The organism is Paraburkholderia sp. EG286B, from assembly GCF_040965655.1.
GTDB lineage: Bacteria > Pseudomonadota > Gammaproteobacteria > Burkholderiales > Burkholderiaceae > Paraburkholderia.
On the sequence record NZ_JBFRCF010000033.1, the window covers coordinates 1 to 18,185 of the forward strand.

Here is an 18,185-nt window from a genome sequence, read left to right on the forward strand (position 1 = left end):
ACGTTTCCAGTCCCGGACAGCAACAACCAATGCCCAGCAACCCAAGTGAATCGCCCCTGCCCGCGAACTGAGCGTAATCGGGAACTGTGCCTAATCAGCCTTATGCGCTGCAGAGCATAAGTGCTTACCTTGTTCGCCCCCCAAGATGAACCTGGTAATGACGTCACCGCGTCTGCGGGAGAGGCGAGTAGGGACTCACTTGTGCGGCCGGAGGCGCACTGCGCTGTTTGGGGGAAGGAGGGACAGCGGTCGGACACCGAGTGGGATGCGGCAGCGGAACCCGCTGCCGCATCCCTTTCATGTACTTGCGAGTGCCTCCGCGCTGACCGGCGCGAAGAAGTCAACCAGATTGCCGTCCGGATCCCGAACAGCAGCGAGCGATCTCCCCATGGCCGAGTGGTAGGGGCCTGTACAACGTCTTCGAGTTACCCACACCGCAACAAGCAGCTTGAGTAAAGAAGTATGTGCATCGGATCGAACCACGAGGTTCCAAAGCCTCAACGTACTTCGCTTTAAGCGTGACGACTACACGTCGCGCCGAGCTCTCGCGCAAGGTCGAGAAACCCCGCGATGTAAGCGATTTCCTCTTCTCCGTTCCGCACACCTACATTGATGCATTTGCTGATACCCGGCTCGCCCAGACGAATGGCCCGTACAGCCAACCCTTCGCCCTCTTCCGCTACAAGCCAGTCCGGCAACACCGCGACGCCGCGTCCGGCCGCGACGAGTTGCAGCATCAGTTCTGTCTCCTCCGCCGTCCGGTGATACCTCGGCTTGCAATGCGCGGGCACGAGAAACCGCGTGAAGATGTCCAGACGCTCCTTGCTGACGGGAACGGTGATGAGCTCCTCGTTCATCAGATCCTGCTTCAGCACAAACTCGCGCGCGGCAAGCGGATGCGCGTCCTGCACGACGAGCATCAGTTCGTAGTCTATAACAGGTGCGAAAGCGATGTCAGGCAGGTCGATGGGGTCCGGCGTGATCAGCATGTCGATCTCGTAGCCGAGCAGCGCAACGACGCCTTCGAAGCGGAAAGCGGTGCGCACGTCGAAATCGACGTCAGGCCACGCGGCGAGATAATGAGGCGTCAGGCGCGTCAACCACTTCTGGCACGGATGACACTCCATTCCCACGCGCAACGCTCCGCGGCGACCTTCGGCGAAATTGGTCAGCGTGCGTTCGGCGTGTTCCATCTGCGGGATCACGCGTCCCGCGAGACTTAGCAAATATTCCCCTGCGTGCGTGAAACGCAATCCGCGGCCGTTCTTCGTCCACAGCTTGACGCCGTGCCGCTCCTCGAACTTCCGGACCATGTGTGACAGCGCGGACTGCGTGACATTCAGGCGTTCGGCAGCGGCCGTCACTCTGCCGAGACGGTCGACTTCCATGACGATCGACAGATACTGGAGGTCTAGTGTTCCGTTCCGTTGTTAATTAATCTATGTTCGCGTAGCATGTTGACGTCAGTGGAACGGGAGACATCAGCATGTCGATGGGGCGACCTAAGGCGGAACTGGTGCTGAACGAAGACGAGCGCTTGCAACTGATATCGATCACACGTTCTCGCTCGATTTCGGCTGCGCTGGTCACGCGGGCGCGCATCGTGCTGGCGGCGGTGGACGGAGAGCCCAACAGTGCGATCGCGCAGCGCCTGCAACTCACGCGCGCCACGGTGGGGAAGTGGCGTCTTCGGTTTCTGGATCAGCGCATCAACGGACTTTATGACGAAGTGCGCCGCGGCAAGCCGCGCACGATCGACGATGAGCGGGTGGCTCAGCTGATTCACAAGACCCTGCACACCAAACCCGCCGATGGCTCCACGCACTGGAGCGTACGTACGATTGCTGCCGAAACAGCGATCTCGCCGACCAGTGTGCACCGTTACTTCAAGCTGTTGGGTCTGCAACCGCATCGCAGCGAAAGCTTCAAGCTCTCGACCGTTCTTCATCGAGAAATTGCGCGACGTGGTCGGCCTTTACCTGAGTCCGCCGGAGAATGCTCTGGTCTTGTGCGTGGACGAGAAGAGCCAGTGTCAGGCGCTCGAGCGTACGCAACCCATGCTGCCGATGGGATTCGGCTACGTTGAAGGAGTCACTCATGACTACAAGCGCCATGGCACAACGACGCTGTTCGCGGCGCTGAACGTGCTCAACGGTGCAGTGCTCGCCACCTGCAAACCGCGTCACCGGCATCAGGAATTCCTGTCGTTTCTGCGCGAAATCGACAAGGCGGTGCCGGCCGCCCTTGACGTCCACTGCATCGTGGACAACTACAGTGCCCACAAGCATCCGAAGGTCAAAGCGTGGTTGGCAGCACGTCCTCGGTGGCATATGCATTTCATCCCGACTTACAGTTCGTGGCTTAACCAGGTCGAACGCTTCTTCGTTCTGATCACCGGCAAGGCCATCCGCCGTGGTTCGTTTGGTTCGGTCAAGCAACTGGTTAAACGTATCGATCAATTTGTCTCCCACTACAACCAGAACTGCGAGCCATTCATGTGAACCGCTACCGCTGACTCCATCCTCGCCAAGCTACAAAGACTATGTACGCGAATCAGCGGAACGGAACACTAGATGTCCAAGTTGTGTCAGCGAGTCTTAAGCCGCCGACTGATGCAAAAAATACTCGCAACGAGGAAGTTTCACGAAATTCGCAGCCTTGATCCTGACGTAGGAGGGCTCGATGCAGCGCTCAGCAGTGTCATTGACTCCGGTCAACATGAAAAAGTGCGCTTCTCAGTAGACTTCATTTGCCAAGCAGCGTGTGCCTTGCTCTGACTTTTCGATTCGTGTTGCTCAATATGCATTTGCCAGTGCCAAATTCGGGCACACATATGGATGCTGGTTGGTGCGATCTGCCGACCGAGGTAGAAGGCGGGCTTTTACCGGATGTGTCGGCTTTTCAAAACCGGAGGCAAATATGACAGCATATGTAATCCAGAGTTTGCAAAATTCCAACTTGTGCATTGGTGCAACCAGCGCGGCTGCCGGCTCGCTCGTCACGTTGCAAGAATTGGCCGGTATTGGCGGGAAACTATCCCAGTGGAACATGGATCCCAATAGCGGCTACATCACATTGGCCGCCGATCCGACGAAATGTCTTGATATTCAGGGATTCGATGGGCAGAAGGGTCAGGTAATTGTTGCGGACCTCGTGCTGGGACGAAACAGCCAACTGTGGAACTGGGTGGGACGCCCGCCGTACATTTCGAACGTCGAATATCCGACCATGGTTCTCGACAATTCCGGCGGCATCACAGTCCCCGGAAATCCGGTTCTGATCTGGCCGTACAATGGCGGGAAGAACCAGGAGTGGAGTTCTCTGCCTGTACCGACGCTGAATGTACTTCAACGCAGTGGCGTGCACCTGTCAGGGAGTCCAAAACTCGGCGTTGTGCACAATAACGATGAAATAGACGAGCACCACTTCGCGGCAGCAAGAAAGTAGCATCAGGACGCTAGCAGATCTAAACGCTATCGGGGATGCTTCCATGTCGAGAGCAGTCGGAGGTAAGCGTTGACGGCGTACCGTCTTGGTTGCTGCTGCCGATCGCCTGATGGCTTAAGATTCGCTAACACCACCTGGACATCTGGTTGCGCACGCCATATCCATGGCGTCGCGGCCAGATCAAGAATCAGTAGTCCGGCCTGAATAAATCGTTTTGTGCGGCGCTAGCCCTCATGCCTTGAAGACGACAGTGGTCGAGCTGTTGAGCAAAGCGAACAGAACAAGGGCGCAAAAAAACCGCAGCTTCCTGAGGATCATGCGTAGGTTGTGGCCGGCGCCACAAAGCACAGCGTGAATCGCATCACCGAGCGCGCCTTTGAGCCAGTTTCGATCGAGTTTGCCGTCGGCCTTCATGTGACCAATGGCAGGCTCGATCGCGTTTCGCCTTTGGATCATCGCACGCAGGCCCCTCGTGATACCGCGCCGCAATCCTTGGTGGTAGACCTTCACTCCCTCGACAGCGACACCCTTATAACCGCGATCCACGATGGCGACTTCGGGCTTCACATCGGTCAGGATCGCGGCCTGCTCCAACGCTTCTGCCAGCGTGTGACCGTCGTATGGGTTGCTTGGCATCGAGCGGGCGCCGACCACAAGCCCTTCCTTGTGTGTCGTCGTGATCGACACTTTCACACCGAATTCGTAGGGCGAGCGAGCCTTGCCTTTCGCCAAACATTCGACTTCTGGCGCATGCAGGGGTCCCCGTGCTTTTCGTGCCGTTTACCGGGTTAGCTGGCGACAAGGTTTTCCGGTCTGCCCCTACATTAATTTCAAAATAAATCAAATGGTTGCTGTCTGGTCTTTTTGTATTGCGTGAAGAACCAAGCCGGAGGGGCTTATCCAGCCTGTTGGGCTCTCGAGCGGGTCAGTCGGGCCTGCATGGCGGCGATAAGTATTATTCTTGGTAGCTATATATTCCCGTAGTAAAACTGATTTTCTAACGTTAGAAATGTATGGAACAATGGCCTGAAAAATCACCCGTTTTCCGCTTGGAGCTCGCCATGTCCCGTCCGGCCGCCGCCACCCCTGAACAGATCCGCGCCACCGTGCTGGCGATGCTCGCCGAAGCGGGTGACGCGACGCCCGTGAGCGGGGCGCGCTTCCGGCAGCTCGTGTCGGTGCGCAAACTGCGCGCACGGCTCGGTGCCGGCGACCCGGCCACGCTCGCGCGTGCCCTCAACGTGATCGAGGCCGAGGTCGTGCGCGCCGGGCTGGCCGAAATCGCGATCCCCGGCATTCCGCCGGATATCGCCGAGCAGATGCACGCGCTCTGGCAGGCCGCCGTTACCGTCCAGCTCGACGACGTCGTACGCCTGAAGGCCGAGGCGCAGCAGGCGGTCGCTGCGGCCGAGGCGGCGCGTACCGACGCCGGGCTGCGTGTCGAGCTGCTGCGCCAGGAAGTGACCGAACTGCGCGCGGCCCTCACCAGCCGCGACGCGGAGCTGGCTGAGCTGCAGAGCCAGCTCGATGCCCCCACAACCGGACGGGCGACGCTCGAGCACGCGCACGCGCACGCGCAAGGACTTGCCCAGGCGCAGCAGCGGTACGAGGCGCTGTCGAAACAGCTGCTCCAGGAAACGGCGCACCAGCGCGAGGCGCTGAAGAAGGAACACGGGCAGTTCGCCTCGCAGCTGAAGTTCGCCGAGCGTCGTATCGCCGCGCTCGAGGGCGAGCGCGAGCGGCTCGAAGCGGAGCTTGCCGGTGAGCGGGCGACACGCCAGCAGGCGGTCGGCGAGGCGCTCGCGCTGAAGGCCGTCAACTCGAGCCAGCATGCGCAGCATCGACGAACTGATGCGCGTGGTGTCCGGGCTCAATGTGCCGCGTCGGCCGCCGGGCGCCTCCGCGGGGCTGGCGAGCGCTCGGCGCACAAAGACCGCAGCGAAAGGGAGTGCCACCACGCGCGCGAAGAAAGCATGAGCGCCCCGATGAACCCGTCGGACTGGATCGATCACGGCACGCTGCCCCCGCAGCGCCTGCCGGCCGGCGCCGGAGATGCCATCGCGTATCTGGCCGATGTGCTCGGTCACGTCGTTTATACGCGCTGGACGCATGATCAGGTAGCGTCATGCCTCACTGGCCGACGCGAAGGCGGCACGGCCGGCCGTCATGCGTGTGCTGCTGGATCATGAGGCCGCTGTCGAATACTGGGACCGCGGTCGTGTGCGTACGGTCACTGTCGACGCGGCGCCCGCTCCCGACGCCGTGCTGGCCCGCGTGCTGCATACGCATCGCCGGCGCTTCAAGCCGGTACCCGAAGGCGGGGAGCTTGTTGCGACCGGTGAGCCGAAACGGGAGGCCACGGCCCTGATGACCTTGCCCCGGCCGCTGGTCGAGTGGCTCGCGCGCGCCGGGCGTTTCGCGGCGGTGGCGAGCGCAACGAATACGCTCGGCGTCGGTGACGACGCCCAGGCGGCGGCGCTGTTCCTGCGCGACCGGGCGAGCCGTTCGCCGCACACACTGCGCGCGTACCGCACCGAGCTGCGCCGCCTCGTCACCTGGTGCGAGACGCGACAGCTCGGGCCGCTGTCCGACCTGACGCGCCATGACCTGCTCGCGTACCGGCAGGCCCTGCGCCAGCCAGCGCCGGAGACCGTGGGTGATACGCCGCGCAGGATGTCGGAGGCATTGCAGTCCCGGGCGCTCGCCGTCATCGCGAGCCTGTTCCGTTACTGGACGGAAACCGGGTATCTGAGTGCCAACCCCGCTGCCGGCGTCGTGCGCGGCGGCCGTTCGCGCGCGAGCTTCGCGCCCCAGCGCATGCTGCCGCCGGCGTTGCTCGCCGCATGCGATGCGTGGGTGACCGAAGCCGCTGCGGGCGACGATCCCCTGATCACCGCGCGGCGCCGTGCGATCTGGGCGCTGTACCGCTATGCCGGCGTGCGGCTGATCGAACTCGTGTGGTCCGACGAGGCGCAGTTGCCGAAGGTCGAGGTCGACGGGCATGGCAGCTGGACGCTCACGGTGCTCGGCAAGGGCCGCAGGACGCGCGCGATTCCCCTGCCGGCGGTCTGCGTGTCCGTGTTGCGGACCTACCGTGAGTTGCGCGGCCTGCCGTCGCAACCACCGCTCCTTGAACACGCCGCGTTGGTCCATGGACTCAAGGGCGGCTCGCTGAAGGGTTCGGGCCTGTACGACGAAGTCAAGGCGATCTTCGTGGCGGCCGCGGAACGTCTTGCAAACGCGGACCCCGAGGGGGCCGCCCGCCTGCGGCAGGCGTCGCCGCACTGGCTGCGGCATGCCTACGCGCGACAGATGATCGTCGACCACCAGGTCCCGCTGCCGGTGGCGCAGGCGCTGCTCGGCCATGCGTCGGTGCAGACAACCGCTGCGTACGCGAAAACGGATCTCTCGCAGTTGCGCGCGTTCGTCGAGGGGACGTTCGCGTCGCACGACGCACCTCATTCGGGCGCGAGGCCCAGGGCGTCCCAGAGAAACTGAAGCGACACGGGCTCGCGCTGCTGCAATTGCGCCTGCCGGTTCTCATCCCGCTGGTAGGTGCGCAGCAGGCCCTTGACGCGCTCCAGCCCAGCGGGCGTGACTATCGCCTCGCGAGGCGATCGCCCGTCCAGGATCGGCATCGGTTCATCGGGCCAGTCCGCGTAGATACGCATCAGCGCCTGCCGGATGGCCGATGTCGCGAGCTCGGGCGGCAGATCGGCGGCCCCGGATGTGGGGGATGGATCGTCGCCCATGCGGCCGAGTGCGCCGACGGGATCCTGGATGTCGCGAATGCGAAATTCGACGGCGTCTCTCATGATCGCGTCGAACCAGTTGCGGCTGTCATCGGCATCGTGCTGCGTGCGGCAGAACACGATGAGATGTTCACCGTCGCGCGTGCGGCTGATGGCGCTGCGGACCTGACCATTATCGCAGTCGATGCGCCGTTCCCAGCCCTGCCCGGGATTGCCCTCGACATCGGGCTGCGCGGCGAGCACCGCAGCCACCTTCTCCCAATCGCGCACGCGATAGCGGTCGGTCACGAGCAGCAACGGCTCGTTGCTCGCGGCGTCGATCAGCGTGGGCGGCTCAAGGTCCTCGAAAAACTGCGCGAGCCACGCGCGACGGATCATGAAACTGAGCTCCGAAGCGGTCGGCTCCTGTCCGGGTTCGCTGGTCTCGCGAATCCACCGAAGCAGATGGGCGGCCTGCATCGGGACGAAAACATGCATCGTGCCCGACAGGACGAATGCCCCGTTCTCCCGGATCACGCGCAAGCCGATGGTCGCGCCGAGCAGGTCGGCCTTGCTGCCCACGCTTTCGGAGACGATAGCGGGCTCGACGTCCGGATCGAGCACATCGCACACGGTCATCGATCGTTGAGGCTTGACGTCGGTCACGGTGTAGAGCCGCAGCGGCGTTGTGGCCAGCTGCGTGAGCCAGGCGCGCTGGGTGTCACTGAATGTCGGGCCACCCGTGCCGAGCAGCAGGTCGGCGACACGACGCGGCTCGCCGCGCACCTGAATCTCGCCTTCGGCCAGCAACCACTCGTAGGTCTGACCGATGATGAACTCGCGGATATCCTCATCCAGGTCGCCGAAATCCTCGAGATCGTCATCGTCGAGGTCTTCGAACAAGGCATCGTCGATCGCCTCGCGCACGGCACGTCCGTGCCGGTTCTCGAGCCAGGTCAGCGCACGGGGAACGGCGCTGGACGGATCCTCGTCGCGGGGAAGGTCGGCATTGAGGCAGCAGTGCTTGTACTTCCTGCCGCTGCCGCTGCCGCAGGGACAGGGATCGTTGCGGCCGGGGCGATGGGTCATGGTGGTGGGTTACCATGGTCACGACAGCCGCATGTTACCTTGCCCCGGCGAGGGCCGATACCGGAACGGCGATGGTGCTGGGCATGAGGCGACTGACGTACTGGGCGACCGGGAAATCGAACGTGCCGCGCAGGTTGATGCCTTCCAGCGCGGTGGGCGCAATGCGTCGCATGTGTTCGGCGATGACAGGGGCCTGGCCAAGCCGTTCGATGGTTTCGAGTGCGTGCTGCATGTGCATCGTGTTCCAGGCCATGACGGCGTTGGTAAGCAGCGTTAGCGCGGAAGAAACTGCGACCAGCGAATGCGGCTGCCGCGCGAGTTCAAGCGCAATCTTGCCCTGATGGATGGCGCGCTGCACGCTATGCACCGCTTCGCCGCGATTGAGCGCATGGTGCAGTTCGCGCCGAAACGCCGGGGTGGTGAAGTAGTCGATCAGGAAGATCGAGCGAAACAGCCGGCCGAGATACATGCCGCCGTCATAGAGGGGCTGGCCGCGCGCATCGGAACCGAAGCGCGACAGGGCCTGGACGGCCGTGCAGCGCCCGCTGCAGACAGAAGCGACCACGCGCACGAACTCATCCCAGATGGCCTCGATGGCCTTGACGCGACGTCGCCGTCGGTGACATCCCTCAGCAGTTCGGGCACCGCGTGTCCGGCGGGCACATGCAGTCGCCGGTCGCGCAGATGCGCCAGCCGGGGGCACAGATCGAAGCCGGCCCCACGTGCGAGCGCCATCGCGAAATCAGTATAGCCGTGAGTATCCACCGCAATTTGCGCGACGTCGTCAATGCTGTCCTGGAGAATGACGCCCTCGATCGCAGCCCCTGCCTGCCGCTGGTTTAGCAGGATGGGCTGATCGTAGAAGACGCCCCAGCGGTCGTGCACGTGCGTGTACATGCCGATCGAGCGCGTGCGCCGGCGTGGGTCGGCGCGGGCCTGCCAGACCGTTCGGGCAGTCTCGAGCGACGTCATGTCCGATGATGCGAGATCCGCTCGCCCCCAGTACTGGGTGACCGGATGGCTGTGCATAAACTGCAGCACGGCGTCGGCTGCCTGACGCAGCAGCCGTTCATCGGCAATGCGGCGCATCATCTGGCGGATCGCCTCGGCCGACAGCTCGGGTACCATGCGCGCGATGTCGGCGGCGGACATCGAGGTGCCATGCGCGAGGATGGCGGCGTAGAGCATCAGCAGTTCACTGCGCGAGCGCGGCTCGCGCCCCAGCAGGATCCAGCTGAAGCGCACCTCGCTGTCCACCTGCAGGATGATCTCGGGCAGCTGCCCGTCCGGGCGTGACGCGAACAGGGCTCGGCGCAGGTCCTCGACCGCCTTCTGTCCCGGCTCGGCCCTCAGGGCATCGAGATGAACCGCGTCGTCGACGTGGACTTCGCCGCGTTCGACCGCTTCGCTCAGACGCTCGAGGCCTTCGTCAAGGTGCCTGATGACGGGTTCGAGAAACACCCTCGGATCCTGCGGCAACCCCAACTGCCCGTAGAAATGGTTGCGCTGACGTTGCCAGTCGTCAGCGGGGATCAACAGCATGCCGAGGCTGCGAAACGAGAAGCTGTGCTCGACATAGACCGATCCATTGCGCAGGGCCACCCGCAAGGCAAAGAGCGTCGCCCATTCGAAGGCGATCAGCGCGTCGGTGCGGTTCTCGCTGGCGATCATCCGCTGCCAGGCCCGTCCAAGCGGGATCTGCGTGTCCGTTGGCAGATCGACCGCCTTGTTCGAGTAGCGCTCGCGCAGCAAGGTGAGCGCATCCATGACCGGATGGGCGCTCTGGGCCTGGAAAGGTAGGTCCAGCAGCTTTGCAAGCAGTGCACGCGCGACGCGCCGCTTCGAGACGAGCTGTGCCCGCATCAGGCTGGTCCGACTGGGTGCATCCTGTTTGAGGACTGCGTCCGCCAGTTCGCACAATTGCCTGGCAAGCGCATCGCGTGTCAGATCCTTGTTGCCTGCGAGCACCTTGACTGCCGTGGCAAATTCGCGCAGCTGCGCCTTCAGATCCGGGCGCGAGGCGGCCACCCGATCATTGGCTGTCCTGATCGCCTTGCGGACCCAGTCGCCGAGCATCGACAGGAGCTGGTCGGTTGCCGAGCACAACGCGTAGCGCATGAAGCAGGCGGCCTCGAGCCGCCGTATGGCCGGCTGGATGCGGTGGCTCACCGAGGGTTTGCGGTCCGCGCAGCGCCGCGCATAATGCCGGACGATAGCTTCGTTGCATGTGTCGGGCCACTGCACCTGTACGCCGAGCTCGACCAGACAGTCGAGCTTGCGCAAGAGTTCGCTCATCTGTCGCGTCGAATTGCGCAGCGGCACCGACCACAGCCATTGCTGCAGGCTCGATGCCTCGCCATGGGGCTTCGGCAGCAGCTTGCCCCAACGATCCAGTGTGGCTTCGCCAAAGGCCTGCGTAAGCTCGCCCGTGAGCGTGGCTTCGACGTCCCGGATGGCCTGCACGATCAGTTCCCGCAAGGTGCGATCGCGCGGCAACAGGATCCGGTGTTCGTAGAGCCAGCGTTTGAGTTCGTGCAGCAGACCATTACGATCCTGCCGGCCCGAGAGCGCGGCTTTGAGCCAGCGCATCACGTAGCGGCGTTGGTGTTCGGTCATGGAGCCGAAGCCGAGCGCCTGGTATGCGCAGGCCTGATGTTCGACCAGCGTGTCGGTATGGCCGTCGTACAGCGACGTCATCGTCCCGAGATCGGGCGGTTCGATGCGGAGCTGTTGCCCCAGGTGCTGCCAGAGATTGTGTGGCACGTACCGGCAAGCATCGAGCGTGCGACCGGTCATGCGCACGAAACCGATGTGAAGCGCCAGCGCGAAGCGGTAGACGTGTCGGCGACGCGCATTGATCAACGCGCATTCCCTCGCGGAAAACGTGAAGAACGTGGCGAGCTCGAACTCGTTGAGCGTGTGCGGGATGGACCGCATCCCGAGATAGGCCCTGCCGCCAGTGTTCCATCGCCGTCCGCTCCGCAGCCGCAAGAGGAACCGCTCAGGCTATGCCAACAATATCGCCTTGACAATTGGGGGCGAGGCACTGCGGGCCACCGGGGAAGGCAAACAGCAAGCTCTTGATTTTACGGAGACTTTATAAAGGGCTAGACCGCAAAGCCTTGTCAGGTCTGGAGCCCGCTAACCCGGTAAACGGCATCAAAATCACGGGGACCCCGAGCCGCCCGACGGTCTACCGACAGATCGGCACGGCCAGTGTAGCGCTCGATGAAGCCTTTGATACCACGCGGGCAGCCGACGCAGATCAGGTGCTTTTCATGCTGCCGGTCACCCGCCAATGGCTCGATCAGGTCATCGTGGCGCTCACGATGGTGGGCCACGTTTCGTTTCGCAGTACCCTTGAACTCATGCACGACCTGCTCGGCGTCTCGACCAGCCTAGGCACGATTCACACCGTTCTTCAGCGGGCCGCAAAGCAGGCCATCGCCGTCAACGCCGGTATCGATCTCTCTCCCATCCGGGTCGGTCTGCACGACGAACTCTTTCAGGGTTCCCGACCCGTGGTCGCCGGTATCGATGTCGCCTCGACCTATTGCTATCTGCTCGCCCCCGAAGCCCATCGCGACGGCGACACCTGGGCCATCCATCTGCTGGACCTGCAGGCACAGGGCCTCGATCCTGAGCACACGATCGCCGATGCGGGAACCGGTCTGCGTGCCGGGCAAAAAATGGCCTAGCCCGATACGCCGTGTCACGGCGACGTGTTCCACATCATCCAGCAGGGTAAATCACTGGCGACGCTCTGGCATCGTGTCGCCAGTGGCGCTCGCACCGGGCGCGAGCAGCTCGAAGCGCGTCTGGCCAATCCCTGTCGACGTGGTGAGGATAGCCTCCTCGAAGCCGCGCTGGAAACGCTTCGGCGCAATGAAGCCCATGCGCACGAGCTGGCTGCCGACCTGCGCACCCTGGTTCAGTGGCTCGAACGTGACATCCTGTCACTGGCTGGGCCGGACCTCGCGACGCGTCAACGGCTGTTCGATTTCGTGGTTGCCGAACTGCAGCAACGTGAAGCACGGGATCTGTCACGTACAGGCGCATACCGGCGTGCCCTGCAGAACCAGCGCGACGGCCTGCTCGCTTTCGCGGGCCTGCTCGACACAAAACTCGACGCCATTGCACGAACGCACAACGTGGCGCGCCATCTCGTGCGCGAGGTCTGCATGCTGCATCGCAAGTCCGAAACGTCGAGTGCGTTCTGGCAAGGGTGGAATCGCCTGCTAGCCCGCATCGGACGCCCGTTTCACGGCGTCTACGCCGCCCGTATCCGGGGCGCTGCATAGCACACGCAGCAGCTCTGGTCGAAAATCTCAACTCGCGACTGCGCGTCTACCTGACCAACCGGCGTCATCTGAAGGGCGGGCGGGCCTGGCTTGGTCTGCTGCAGTTTGTCTTCAACCATCGCCGCTTTGCCCGCAGCCGATGCCCTGAGCGAACTGGAAAGAGCCCAAGGGAACAGATGAGCGGCAATCTCACGATCACTGGCTGACGCTGCTCGGATTCGGCCCACTCCAGCCTCAGCGAACCTGACATCGGCAGGTCGTCGCCGACCTCCATTTGAACCGCACTCCTTATTATTCCTGCTTTCTTACGCAGGCTGCTTCCGCTCGTCTGTGTAACGCAAAAATCGCGCTTTTTGAACCACGCCCGTCAATGCTGAGAACAGCCCCCCGGCGAAGTGTTTCGCTTTCGGCAATGCGCGTGCACCCGTCCGTTTGCCAACACGCGATGTCGTAAACCGCACATTCAGGACAGTCACTCAACGATTTAATATGTTGTGTCGGGTTTTTCGTAGCTGGTACGTAAACTGCATTGACCATTGCGAACGTGCGGACACGTTTGACCTTGCCCTCGAAAAACGTATCCGTTACTGAGAGTGTGTAAAACTTCAGTGACGGGGGATTGAGCAATGGGTAACAGGCGTGGTTCCGCCGTCGCCCCGAAGCCGGCCTGATCCTGCACAGCGACCGTGGGAGCCCAATATTGCAGCGACGAATTCCAGGCGCTGCTCAAGGGCTACGGCATGCGTTGCTCGATGAGCAGAAAGGCCAATTGCTGGGACACTTCGCCGACCGAGAGCCTGTGGGGATCGCTCAAGCAGGCGCGCATTCACGGCCGGCGCTTTGCGACGCGTCGCGAGGCGATGGACGAGGTGCTTGATTGGCTGAGCTTCTACAATCATGCTCGTCTGCACTCGACGTTGAACCGGAAGCGTTCAGGCAGTCGTGGCTCTACACGGAGCTGTACAAGGCGCGCAACTTCAAGCAGTGGATGAGCAAGGGCCTGTACCTGGGCACGCTGATGGTGGGCATCGAGCAGAAGCTGCTGGGCGGCAACGTGCCGTGGACGCTGCATCACCAGCATCGCAACCATGAAATGCTCAAGCCTGCGTCGCAGTGCAAGCCGATCGAGTACCCGAAACCCGACGGCAAGCTCACGTTCGACCGGCTCTCGTCGGTGTTCATTTCGAACACGAACCACGAAGAGAACCAGCCCGCGCACTTGACGCTCAAGGATGCGAGCGTACCCGTGAACGTGAACCTGCGCACCTACGCGGGCCCGGAAGCGCGCTTCTGCCCGGCCGCGGTGTACGAGTTCGTGAAGAACGACGATGACAGCGACCGTCTGCAGATCAACGCGCAGAACTGCGTGCACTGCAAGACCTGTGACATCAAGGACCCGACGCAGAACATCGTGTGGGTGACGCCCGAAGGCGGTGGCGTCCGAATTATCCGAACATGTGAGCAGTGCCAGGTGAATCTCAGGGGCAAGTTCTAGTATGAAACTGATTCGGTCTATCGAGGAGTTGAGAGCTCAGTTGCGCGGACAAAACCGCACGGCCTTCGTGCCGACCATGGGCAATCTGCATGCAGGGCATCTTTCGCTTATCAGGCTCGCACGGCAGCATGGCGATCCGGTCGTCACCAGCATTTTCGTGAATCCGCTGCAGTTTGGACTAGGCGAAGATTTCGAGCGCTATCCGAGAACCCTCGAGGCGGACCTGGAGAAACTTCAGAAGGAGAATGTGTACGTTGTCTTTGCCCCGACGGAGCGGGACCTCTTTCCGCAGGTGCAAGAGTATCGTGTCCAGCCTCCTGGCGGCCTTGGCGACATGCTGGAGGGTGAATTCCGGCCTGGTTTCTTTCAAGGCGTTTGCACGGTCGTAATGAAGCTGCTGTTATGCGCGCAGCCGCGCGTGACGGTGTTTGGAAAAAAGGACTACCAACAACTGATGATAGTTCGAGAAATGTGTAAGCAGTTCGCCATGCTCACGGATGTCATAGCCGGCGAAACCAGCCGCGACATCGATGGACTGGCGCTGTCATCGCGCAATCGCTTTCTGACGCCCGAGCAACGGGTGGAGGCGCCCACGCTGCATCGGCTCCTCAACAGCGTGCGCGAGGATATCCTGGGCGGGCGACAAGATATTCGGCGAATCGAGCGGCGCGCATTCTCAACGCTCGTCGATCGGGGCTGGAAGCCCGATTACATCTCGGTCCGAAAACAGGCCGACTTACGCTCTCCAACGGAGCCGGAAGTCGTCGAGCAAAAGCTCGTTGTGCTAGCAGCAGCGCGTCTCGGCAGCACACGCCTTATTGATAACCTCGAGATTTGAAGTTCCGACTCGTGCAGGTGCCCGCCTTCCCGGCCCATGGCCTGTTGCAGCACGACATGCAGCTTGCCCAGCCGGATCCAGTCGGGAACGATGATTCGTCGCCAGATCGCCGGCTTGATGTATTGCAGTTCAACACGCAGCACGTAATCGGGCACTGGCGCCTTGACCAGGCGGAGGGAGGGCTTGCGGGCTTGGGCCATCGAATTATTACGCGGCTTGCTGCTCGACGTGTTCGGCTGGCATCAGGCGCCACGGCAGTAACTCGTCGATGCGGTTGATGGGATGATCGGCGATGCGTTCAAACACCGTGCGCAGGTAGGCAACCGGCTCCATGCCGTTCAGGCGCGCCGTACCGATCAGCCTATAGATCACCGCCGCGCTTTCGCCACCGCCGTCGGAGCCTGCGAACAGATAATTGCGGCGGTTATGCTGACGTCAGCATAACAGGCGGAACTGGCTGTTTGCCGGTTCGCTGCGCGCCGGACAACGCGCCGCAGCGATCATGAGCCTGATTCGATCTGCGCAGCTCATATTAAGCATCGGTCATATTGCGTCTTATTGCCGATGAAGTCAGATACCACCGGCAAAGCCGGTGGCTTGAAATTGTGAGCGCCTCAAAGGCGCCCATAAAACCGTGAGCCTCCGGTGGCGGCTTAGAGACGGTTTCATAAAGACTGTTGAGCTCGCTGAAGGGTGTTCCAGCAGATCAGGCAACAGCCGAGTTTGAGAAACGCTTCGTGAATGTCGGCGCGACGTTCGAAGCGAATACGTAGACGGCGGAAATTGTGCAACCAGGCATGTGTACGTTCGACGACCCAACGGATCTTTCCAAGGCCACTGCCGTGGGGGTGGCCGCGTCGCGCGATGCTGGTGGGAATACTGCGCTCGTGAAGAATGCGTCGGTATTTGTCGTGGTCGTAACCCCGGTCAGCGTAGACGCGGCCGGGACGGCTCAAAGGCCGCCCACGCACGCCGCCAATCGGTACGATGGCCTCAATCAGCGGAACAAGTTGGGTGACGTCGTTACGATTGGCGCCAGTCAGGATTGCCGCGATTGGTGTTCCGTGGGCGTCGGTGGCGAGGTGGTGCTTGGATCCTGGTCGCGCTCGATCAGTGGGATTCGGGCCAGTTTTTCGCCCGCCCCAACTGCGCGAATCGACGATGAGTCGACGACCACGCGTGAGAAATCGATCTTGTCGACCGCCCTCAATTTCGCCAGGAGCACTAGGTGCAATCGATCCCATACACCGGCTTGCTGCCAATCGCGTAGCCTGCGCCAACAACTGACGCCCGAGCCGCACCCCATCTCCGCTGGCAAATCTCGCCAGCGGATACCGGTCTTCAGCACGAACAAGATGCCGGTCAGCGCAGCCCGATCCGGTACCGGTTTGCGGCCCGGATGCTTGAAGCGCCGTGGCTTCGCTGGTGGTAGCAGTGGCTCGATCAGTGCCCACAGTTCGTTGTCGATGATTGGTTTGCCCATCTCCTCGATCCTGTTGATACGACGTTCGAGGTTAACAGGTTGCGTTACGGGTTAACAGCCCTTATGAACTCTTTTTTGAAACCGTCTCTTACTCCATGTCCAGCTTCATCTGGTCGTACCGCTCATCTTCCTCCTCCTGATTGCGGATGTACGCTCGTACCATGTGCTCGTCCAACCCCACCGTGGAAACGAAGTAGCCTCGGGCCCAAAAGTGCTCGCCGGTAAAATTGCGTTGTCGGCCGCCGTACTTCCGGGCTATCTGAATTGCGCTCTTGCCCTTGATGTACCCGACCACGTTCGATACCGCATATTTCGACGGAATGCTCAGGCACATGTGAACGTGATCCTCCATCAGGTGTCCCTCGACGATTTTCGACTCCTTTTAGGATGCTAGTTCATGAAATATCTGTCCCAGCTGCCGACGCAACGCCCCGAAAATCCGTTTCTTGCGCCGCTTCGGAATGAACACTACGTGATACTTGCAGTCCCATCTCGTGTGGCTCAGGCTCTGATACTCTTTCATCGTGAACCTCCTTCTCTTGGCGGAGATAGGAAATTCACGCCGACCGTCGTAAAGGTCAAACCTTGGTGAGTCCACCGGCAGAGCCGGTGGCTTACCTCACTGAGTTATAGACGTCGGTCGTACGCCCCAAGTTGAAATCGTGCATGAGGACCGGTATGCCTTCGCTCGTTAGCTTCACGTCGAACTCCACGGCGTCAGTGCATGCATCATCTGCTGCCTGCAGGGACGCGAGCGAATTCTCAGGCGTGCGCGGGTTCGGCGCCTCCTTGCCCCAGAGTCCGCGATGCGCGAGCACTGTGACGGTAGGCTCCGGTATTGGATTAAACAAGCTGGCCATCCTTTCCTCAACTGGCGGACAGGCTGCCGACGGTTGAGGCGTAAGCATGACCGCGGTCAGAACGACAAAGCTCGAGAACCGTGTTCGAAGATGTGGCAACACGAGTACCAGGTACATAGACAACACTCCGATTAGGTATTGAAATGGGGCATCGACGCGACGCGTGTTTTGATGAAGATCGATTAGTCTTACTCGAGTTTAGACATTCAGCACCCCGATGAAGGGCCCTGACAAATGATTCGCAATTCGGAAAAACTTGACATAGAAGGGCAATCGTGAGTCCGCCGCGCTGCTTGCGCGAGGTTTTAGCGCAAGCAGCGCGGCGGCCAATGGGAATCGTTTTCGGTTCTCTTGCGATTGCCCATGTCCTTGTCGGAACGCACTGAGTTTCTGAGTTTTACCTGAGTGAATGGATCAACGTTCTGCTTACCGCCGGGCCGCTTCGCTCGCAAGCCAGTTTCCTCGAGTTGCTGAGCGGGTGCATGGTTTCGCCCGAAGGATGGGTGAGCCGCGCGATCTCGGCCATTGGGTGTACGCGCCACTGGACGGCGCATTTCAGGTTGTGTCGCGTTAAGGACGATGCGACGATCAGGCGCCTAAGGTGAAGAGGATTGCTTACATCACGAGAGAATAGAATTCTTCCTGACCCACCGTGCTCCTTTCGTGGGGTGACGTTCAACGCGAAAGCGAGGCAGACTTTCGCGCGGCCCACGCCCGGAACGAAGGGATGACATAAGTCAAACGATAATTTTTCGGCCGTTTTAAGATTCTTAGAGACCATTTCAAAAAGACCCCAAGGGGGCTGTTAACCTTTTCGGCAAGCTGTTAACCTTGGTCGTCTGAACAACTGGAACCAAGGGGATGGGCGCACCGATCATTGATGACGAACTGTGGGCATTGATCGAACCTTTGCTACCGCCGCCGAAGCCGCGTCGCAAGAA

The 18,185-nt window shown here is 61.4% G+C and carries 10 protein-coding genes and 9 pseudogenes; 10 read left to right on the forward strand and 9 right to left on the reverse strand.

Features of this window, described 5'->3' with window-relative positions:
* Nucleotides 1-512 precede the first annotated feature (512 nt).
* Nucleotides 513-1,400, reverse strand: a complete 888-nt coding sequence (locus tag AB4Y42_RS38680; RefSeq protein WP_368692798.1) for a LysR family transcriptional regulator — start codon at nucleotides 1,398-1,400, stop codon at nucleotides 513-515.
* A gap of 86 nt (nucleotides 1,401-1,486) precedes the next feature.
* Here AB4Y42_RS38680 and AB4Y42_RS38685 point away from each other — a divergent pair.
* Nucleotides 1,487-2,573 (forward strand): annotated as a pseudogene (locus tag AB4Y42_RS38685) (IS630 family transposase).
* Between the two features lie 346 nt (nucleotides 2,574-2,919).
* On the forward strand, nucleotides 2,920-3,447 hold the full coding sequence (locus AB4Y42_RS38690; RefSeq protein WP_368692783.1) for an RICIN domain-containing protein: 528 nt from the start codon (nucleotides 2,920-2,922) through the stop codon (nucleotides 3,445-3,447).
* Between the two features lie 231 nt (nucleotides 3,448-3,678).
* Here AB4Y42_RS38690 and AB4Y42_RS38695 read toward each other — a convergent pair.
* Nucleotides 3,679-4,203 (reverse strand): annotated as a pseudogene (locus tag AB4Y42_RS38695) (IS5/IS1182 family transposase); the annotation flags it as partial.
* Between the two features lie 305 nt (nucleotides 4,204-4,508).
* On the opposite strand from AB4Y42_RS38695, the pseudogene AB4Y42_RS38700 reads away from it, so the two are divergent.
* From AB4Y42_RS38700 to AB4Y42_RS38710, 3 genes and pseudogenes are all read left to right on the forward strand, one after another.
* Nucleotides 4,509-5,424: pseudogene (locus tag AB4Y42_RS38700) on the forward strand (DNA-binding protein).
* The gene (locus AB4Y42_RS38705) at nucleotides 5,421-5,636 is read left to right on the forward strand and encodes a hypothetical protein (RefSeq protein ID WP_368692782.1); all 216 of its coding nucleotides are present in this window, start codon (nucleotides 5,421-5,423) and stop codon (nucleotides 5,634-5,636) included. The pseudogene AB4Y42_RS38700 and the gene AB4Y42_RS38705 overlap by 4 nt, the downstream one beginning before the upstream one ends.
* Nucleotides 5,614-6,945 carry a tyrosine-type recombinase/integrase gene (locus AB4Y42_RS38710; RefSeq protein ID WP_368692781.1) on the forward strand — a complete coding sequence of 444 codons (1,332 nt, stop codon included), beginning with the start codon at nucleotides 5,614-5,616 and terminating at the stop codon, nucleotides 6,943-6,945. The genes AB4Y42_RS38705 and AB4Y42_RS38710 overlap by 23 nt, the downstream gene beginning before the upstream one ends.
* Here the strand turns inward: AB4Y42_RS38710 and AB4Y42_RS38715 are convergent.
* Together AB4Y42_RS38715 and AB4Y42_RS38720 are read right to left on the reverse strand one after the other, a co-directional pair.
* The gene (locus AB4Y42_RS38715) at nucleotides 6,906-8,267 is read right to left on the reverse strand and encodes a YecA family protein (RefSeq protein ID WP_368692780.1); all 1,362 of its coding nucleotides are present in this window, start codon (nucleotides 8,265-8,267) and stop codon (nucleotides 6,906-6,908) included. The genes AB4Y42_RS38710 and AB4Y42_RS38715 overlap by 40 nt on opposite strands.
* Before the next feature lie 34 nt (nucleotides 8,268-8,301).
* Nucleotides 8,302-11,235, reverse strand: a pseudogene (locus AB4Y42_RS38720) (Tn3 family transposase).
* A gap of 154 nt (nucleotides 11,236-11,389) precedes the next feature.
* Between AB4Y42_RS38720 and AB4Y42_RS38725 the strand changes: the two are divergent.
* The 5 genes and pseudogenes from AB4Y42_RS38725 (at nucleotide 11,390) to panC (ending at nucleotide 14,901) form a co-directional block, all read left to right on the forward strand.
* Nucleotides 11,390-11,965: a hypothetical protein gene (locus AB4Y42_RS38725; RefSeq protein WP_368692779.1), complete on the forward strand. Its 576-nt coding sequence runs from the start codon at nucleotides 11,390-11,392 to the stop codon at nucleotides 11,963-11,965.
* A gap of 24 nt (nucleotides 11,966-11,989) precedes the next feature.
* On the forward strand, nucleotides 11,990-12,568 hold the full coding sequence (locus tag AB4Y42_RS38730; protein WP_368692778.1) for a hypothetical protein: 579 nt from the start codon (nucleotides 11,990-11,992) through the stop codon (nucleotides 12,566-12,568).
* A gap of 637 nt (nucleotides 12,569-13,205) precedes the next feature.
* Nucleotides 13,206-13,560 (forward strand): annotated as a pseudogene (locus AB4Y42_RS38735) (integrase core domain-containing protein); the annotation flags it as partial.
* Nucleotides 13,491-14,029, forward strand: a pseudogene (locus AB4Y42_RS38740) (4Fe-4S dicluster domain-containing protein); the annotation flags it as partial. The pseudogenes AB4Y42_RS38735 and AB4Y42_RS38740, both read left to right, overlap by 70 nt.
* A 35-nt stretch (nucleotides 14,030-14,064) precedes the next feature.
* Nucleotides 14,065-14,901, forward strand: coding sequence for a pantoate--beta-alanine ligase (panC, locus tag AB4Y42_RS38745; RefSeq protein ID WP_368692777.1), 837 nt, complete (start codon nucleotides 14,065-14,067; stop codon nucleotides 14,899-14,901).
* 44 nt (nucleotides 14,902-14,945) lie between these two features.
* Here the strand turns inward: panC and AB4Y42_RS38750 are convergent.
* The 5 genes and pseudogenes from AB4Y42_RS38750 to AB4Y42_RS38770 form a co-directional block, all read right to left on the reverse strand.
* Nucleotides 14,946-15,101: pseudogene (locus tag AB4Y42_RS38750) on the reverse strand (plasmid pRiA4b ORF-3 family protein); the annotation flags it as partial.
* A gap of 7 nt (nucleotides 15,102-15,108) precedes the next feature.
* Nucleotides 15,109-15,324 (reverse strand): annotated as a pseudogene (locus tag AB4Y42_RS38755) (transposase domain-containing protein); the annotation flags it as partial.
* Nucleotides 15,325-15,566: 242 nt separating this feature from the next.
* Nucleotides 15,567-16,384, reverse strand: a protein-coding gene (locus AB4Y42_RS38760; protein ID WP_368692776.1) for an IS5 family transposase whose coding sequence is annotated in 2 segments (ribosomal slippage) — nucleotides 15,567-16,036 and nucleotides 16,036-16,384 — 819 coding nt in all. Because the reading frame shifts where the segments join, the coding sequence is not laid out codon by codon here.
* An 88-nt stretch (nucleotides 16,385-16,472) separates the two neighbouring features.
* Nucleotides 16,473-16,907, reverse strand: a pseudogene (gene tnpA / locus AB4Y42_RS38765) (IS200/IS605 family transposase).
* A 91-nt stretch (nucleotides 16,908-16,998) separates the two neighbouring features.
* On the reverse strand, nucleotides 16,999-17,361 hold the full coding sequence (locus AB4Y42_RS38770) for a glycerophosphodiester phosphodiesterase family protein (RefSeq protein ID WP_368697214.1): 363 nt from the start codon (nucleotides 17,359-17,361) through the stop codon (nucleotides 16,999-17,001).
* Nucleotides 17,362-18,185: the final 824 nt, after the last annotated feature.

Coding starts and splice junctions, on each gene's coding strand:
- panC (WP_368692777.1), top strand. CDS start 14,065: ATGAAACTGATTCGGTCTATCGAGGAGTTGAGAGCTCAGTTGCGCGGA.
- AB4Y42_RS38715 (WP_368692780.1), bottom strand. CDS start 8,267: ATGACCCATCGCCCCGGCCGCAACGATCCCTGTCCCTGCGGCAGCGGC.
- AB4Y42_RS38770 (WP_368697214.1), bottom strand. CDS start 17,361: ATGTACCTGGTACTCGTGTTGCCACATCTTCGAACACGGTTCTCGAGC.
- AB4Y42_RS38705 (WP_368692782.1), top strand. CDS start 5,421: ATGAGCGCCCCGATGAACCCGTCGGACTGGATCGATCACGGCACGCTG.
- AB4Y42_RS38710 (WP_368692781.1), top strand. CDS start 5,614: ATGCGTGTGCTGCTGGATCATGAGGCCGCTGTCGAATACTGGGACCGC.
- AB4Y42_RS38690 (WP_368692783.1), top strand. CDS start 2,920: ATGACAGCATATGTAATCCAGAGTTTGCAAAATTCCAACTTGTGCATT.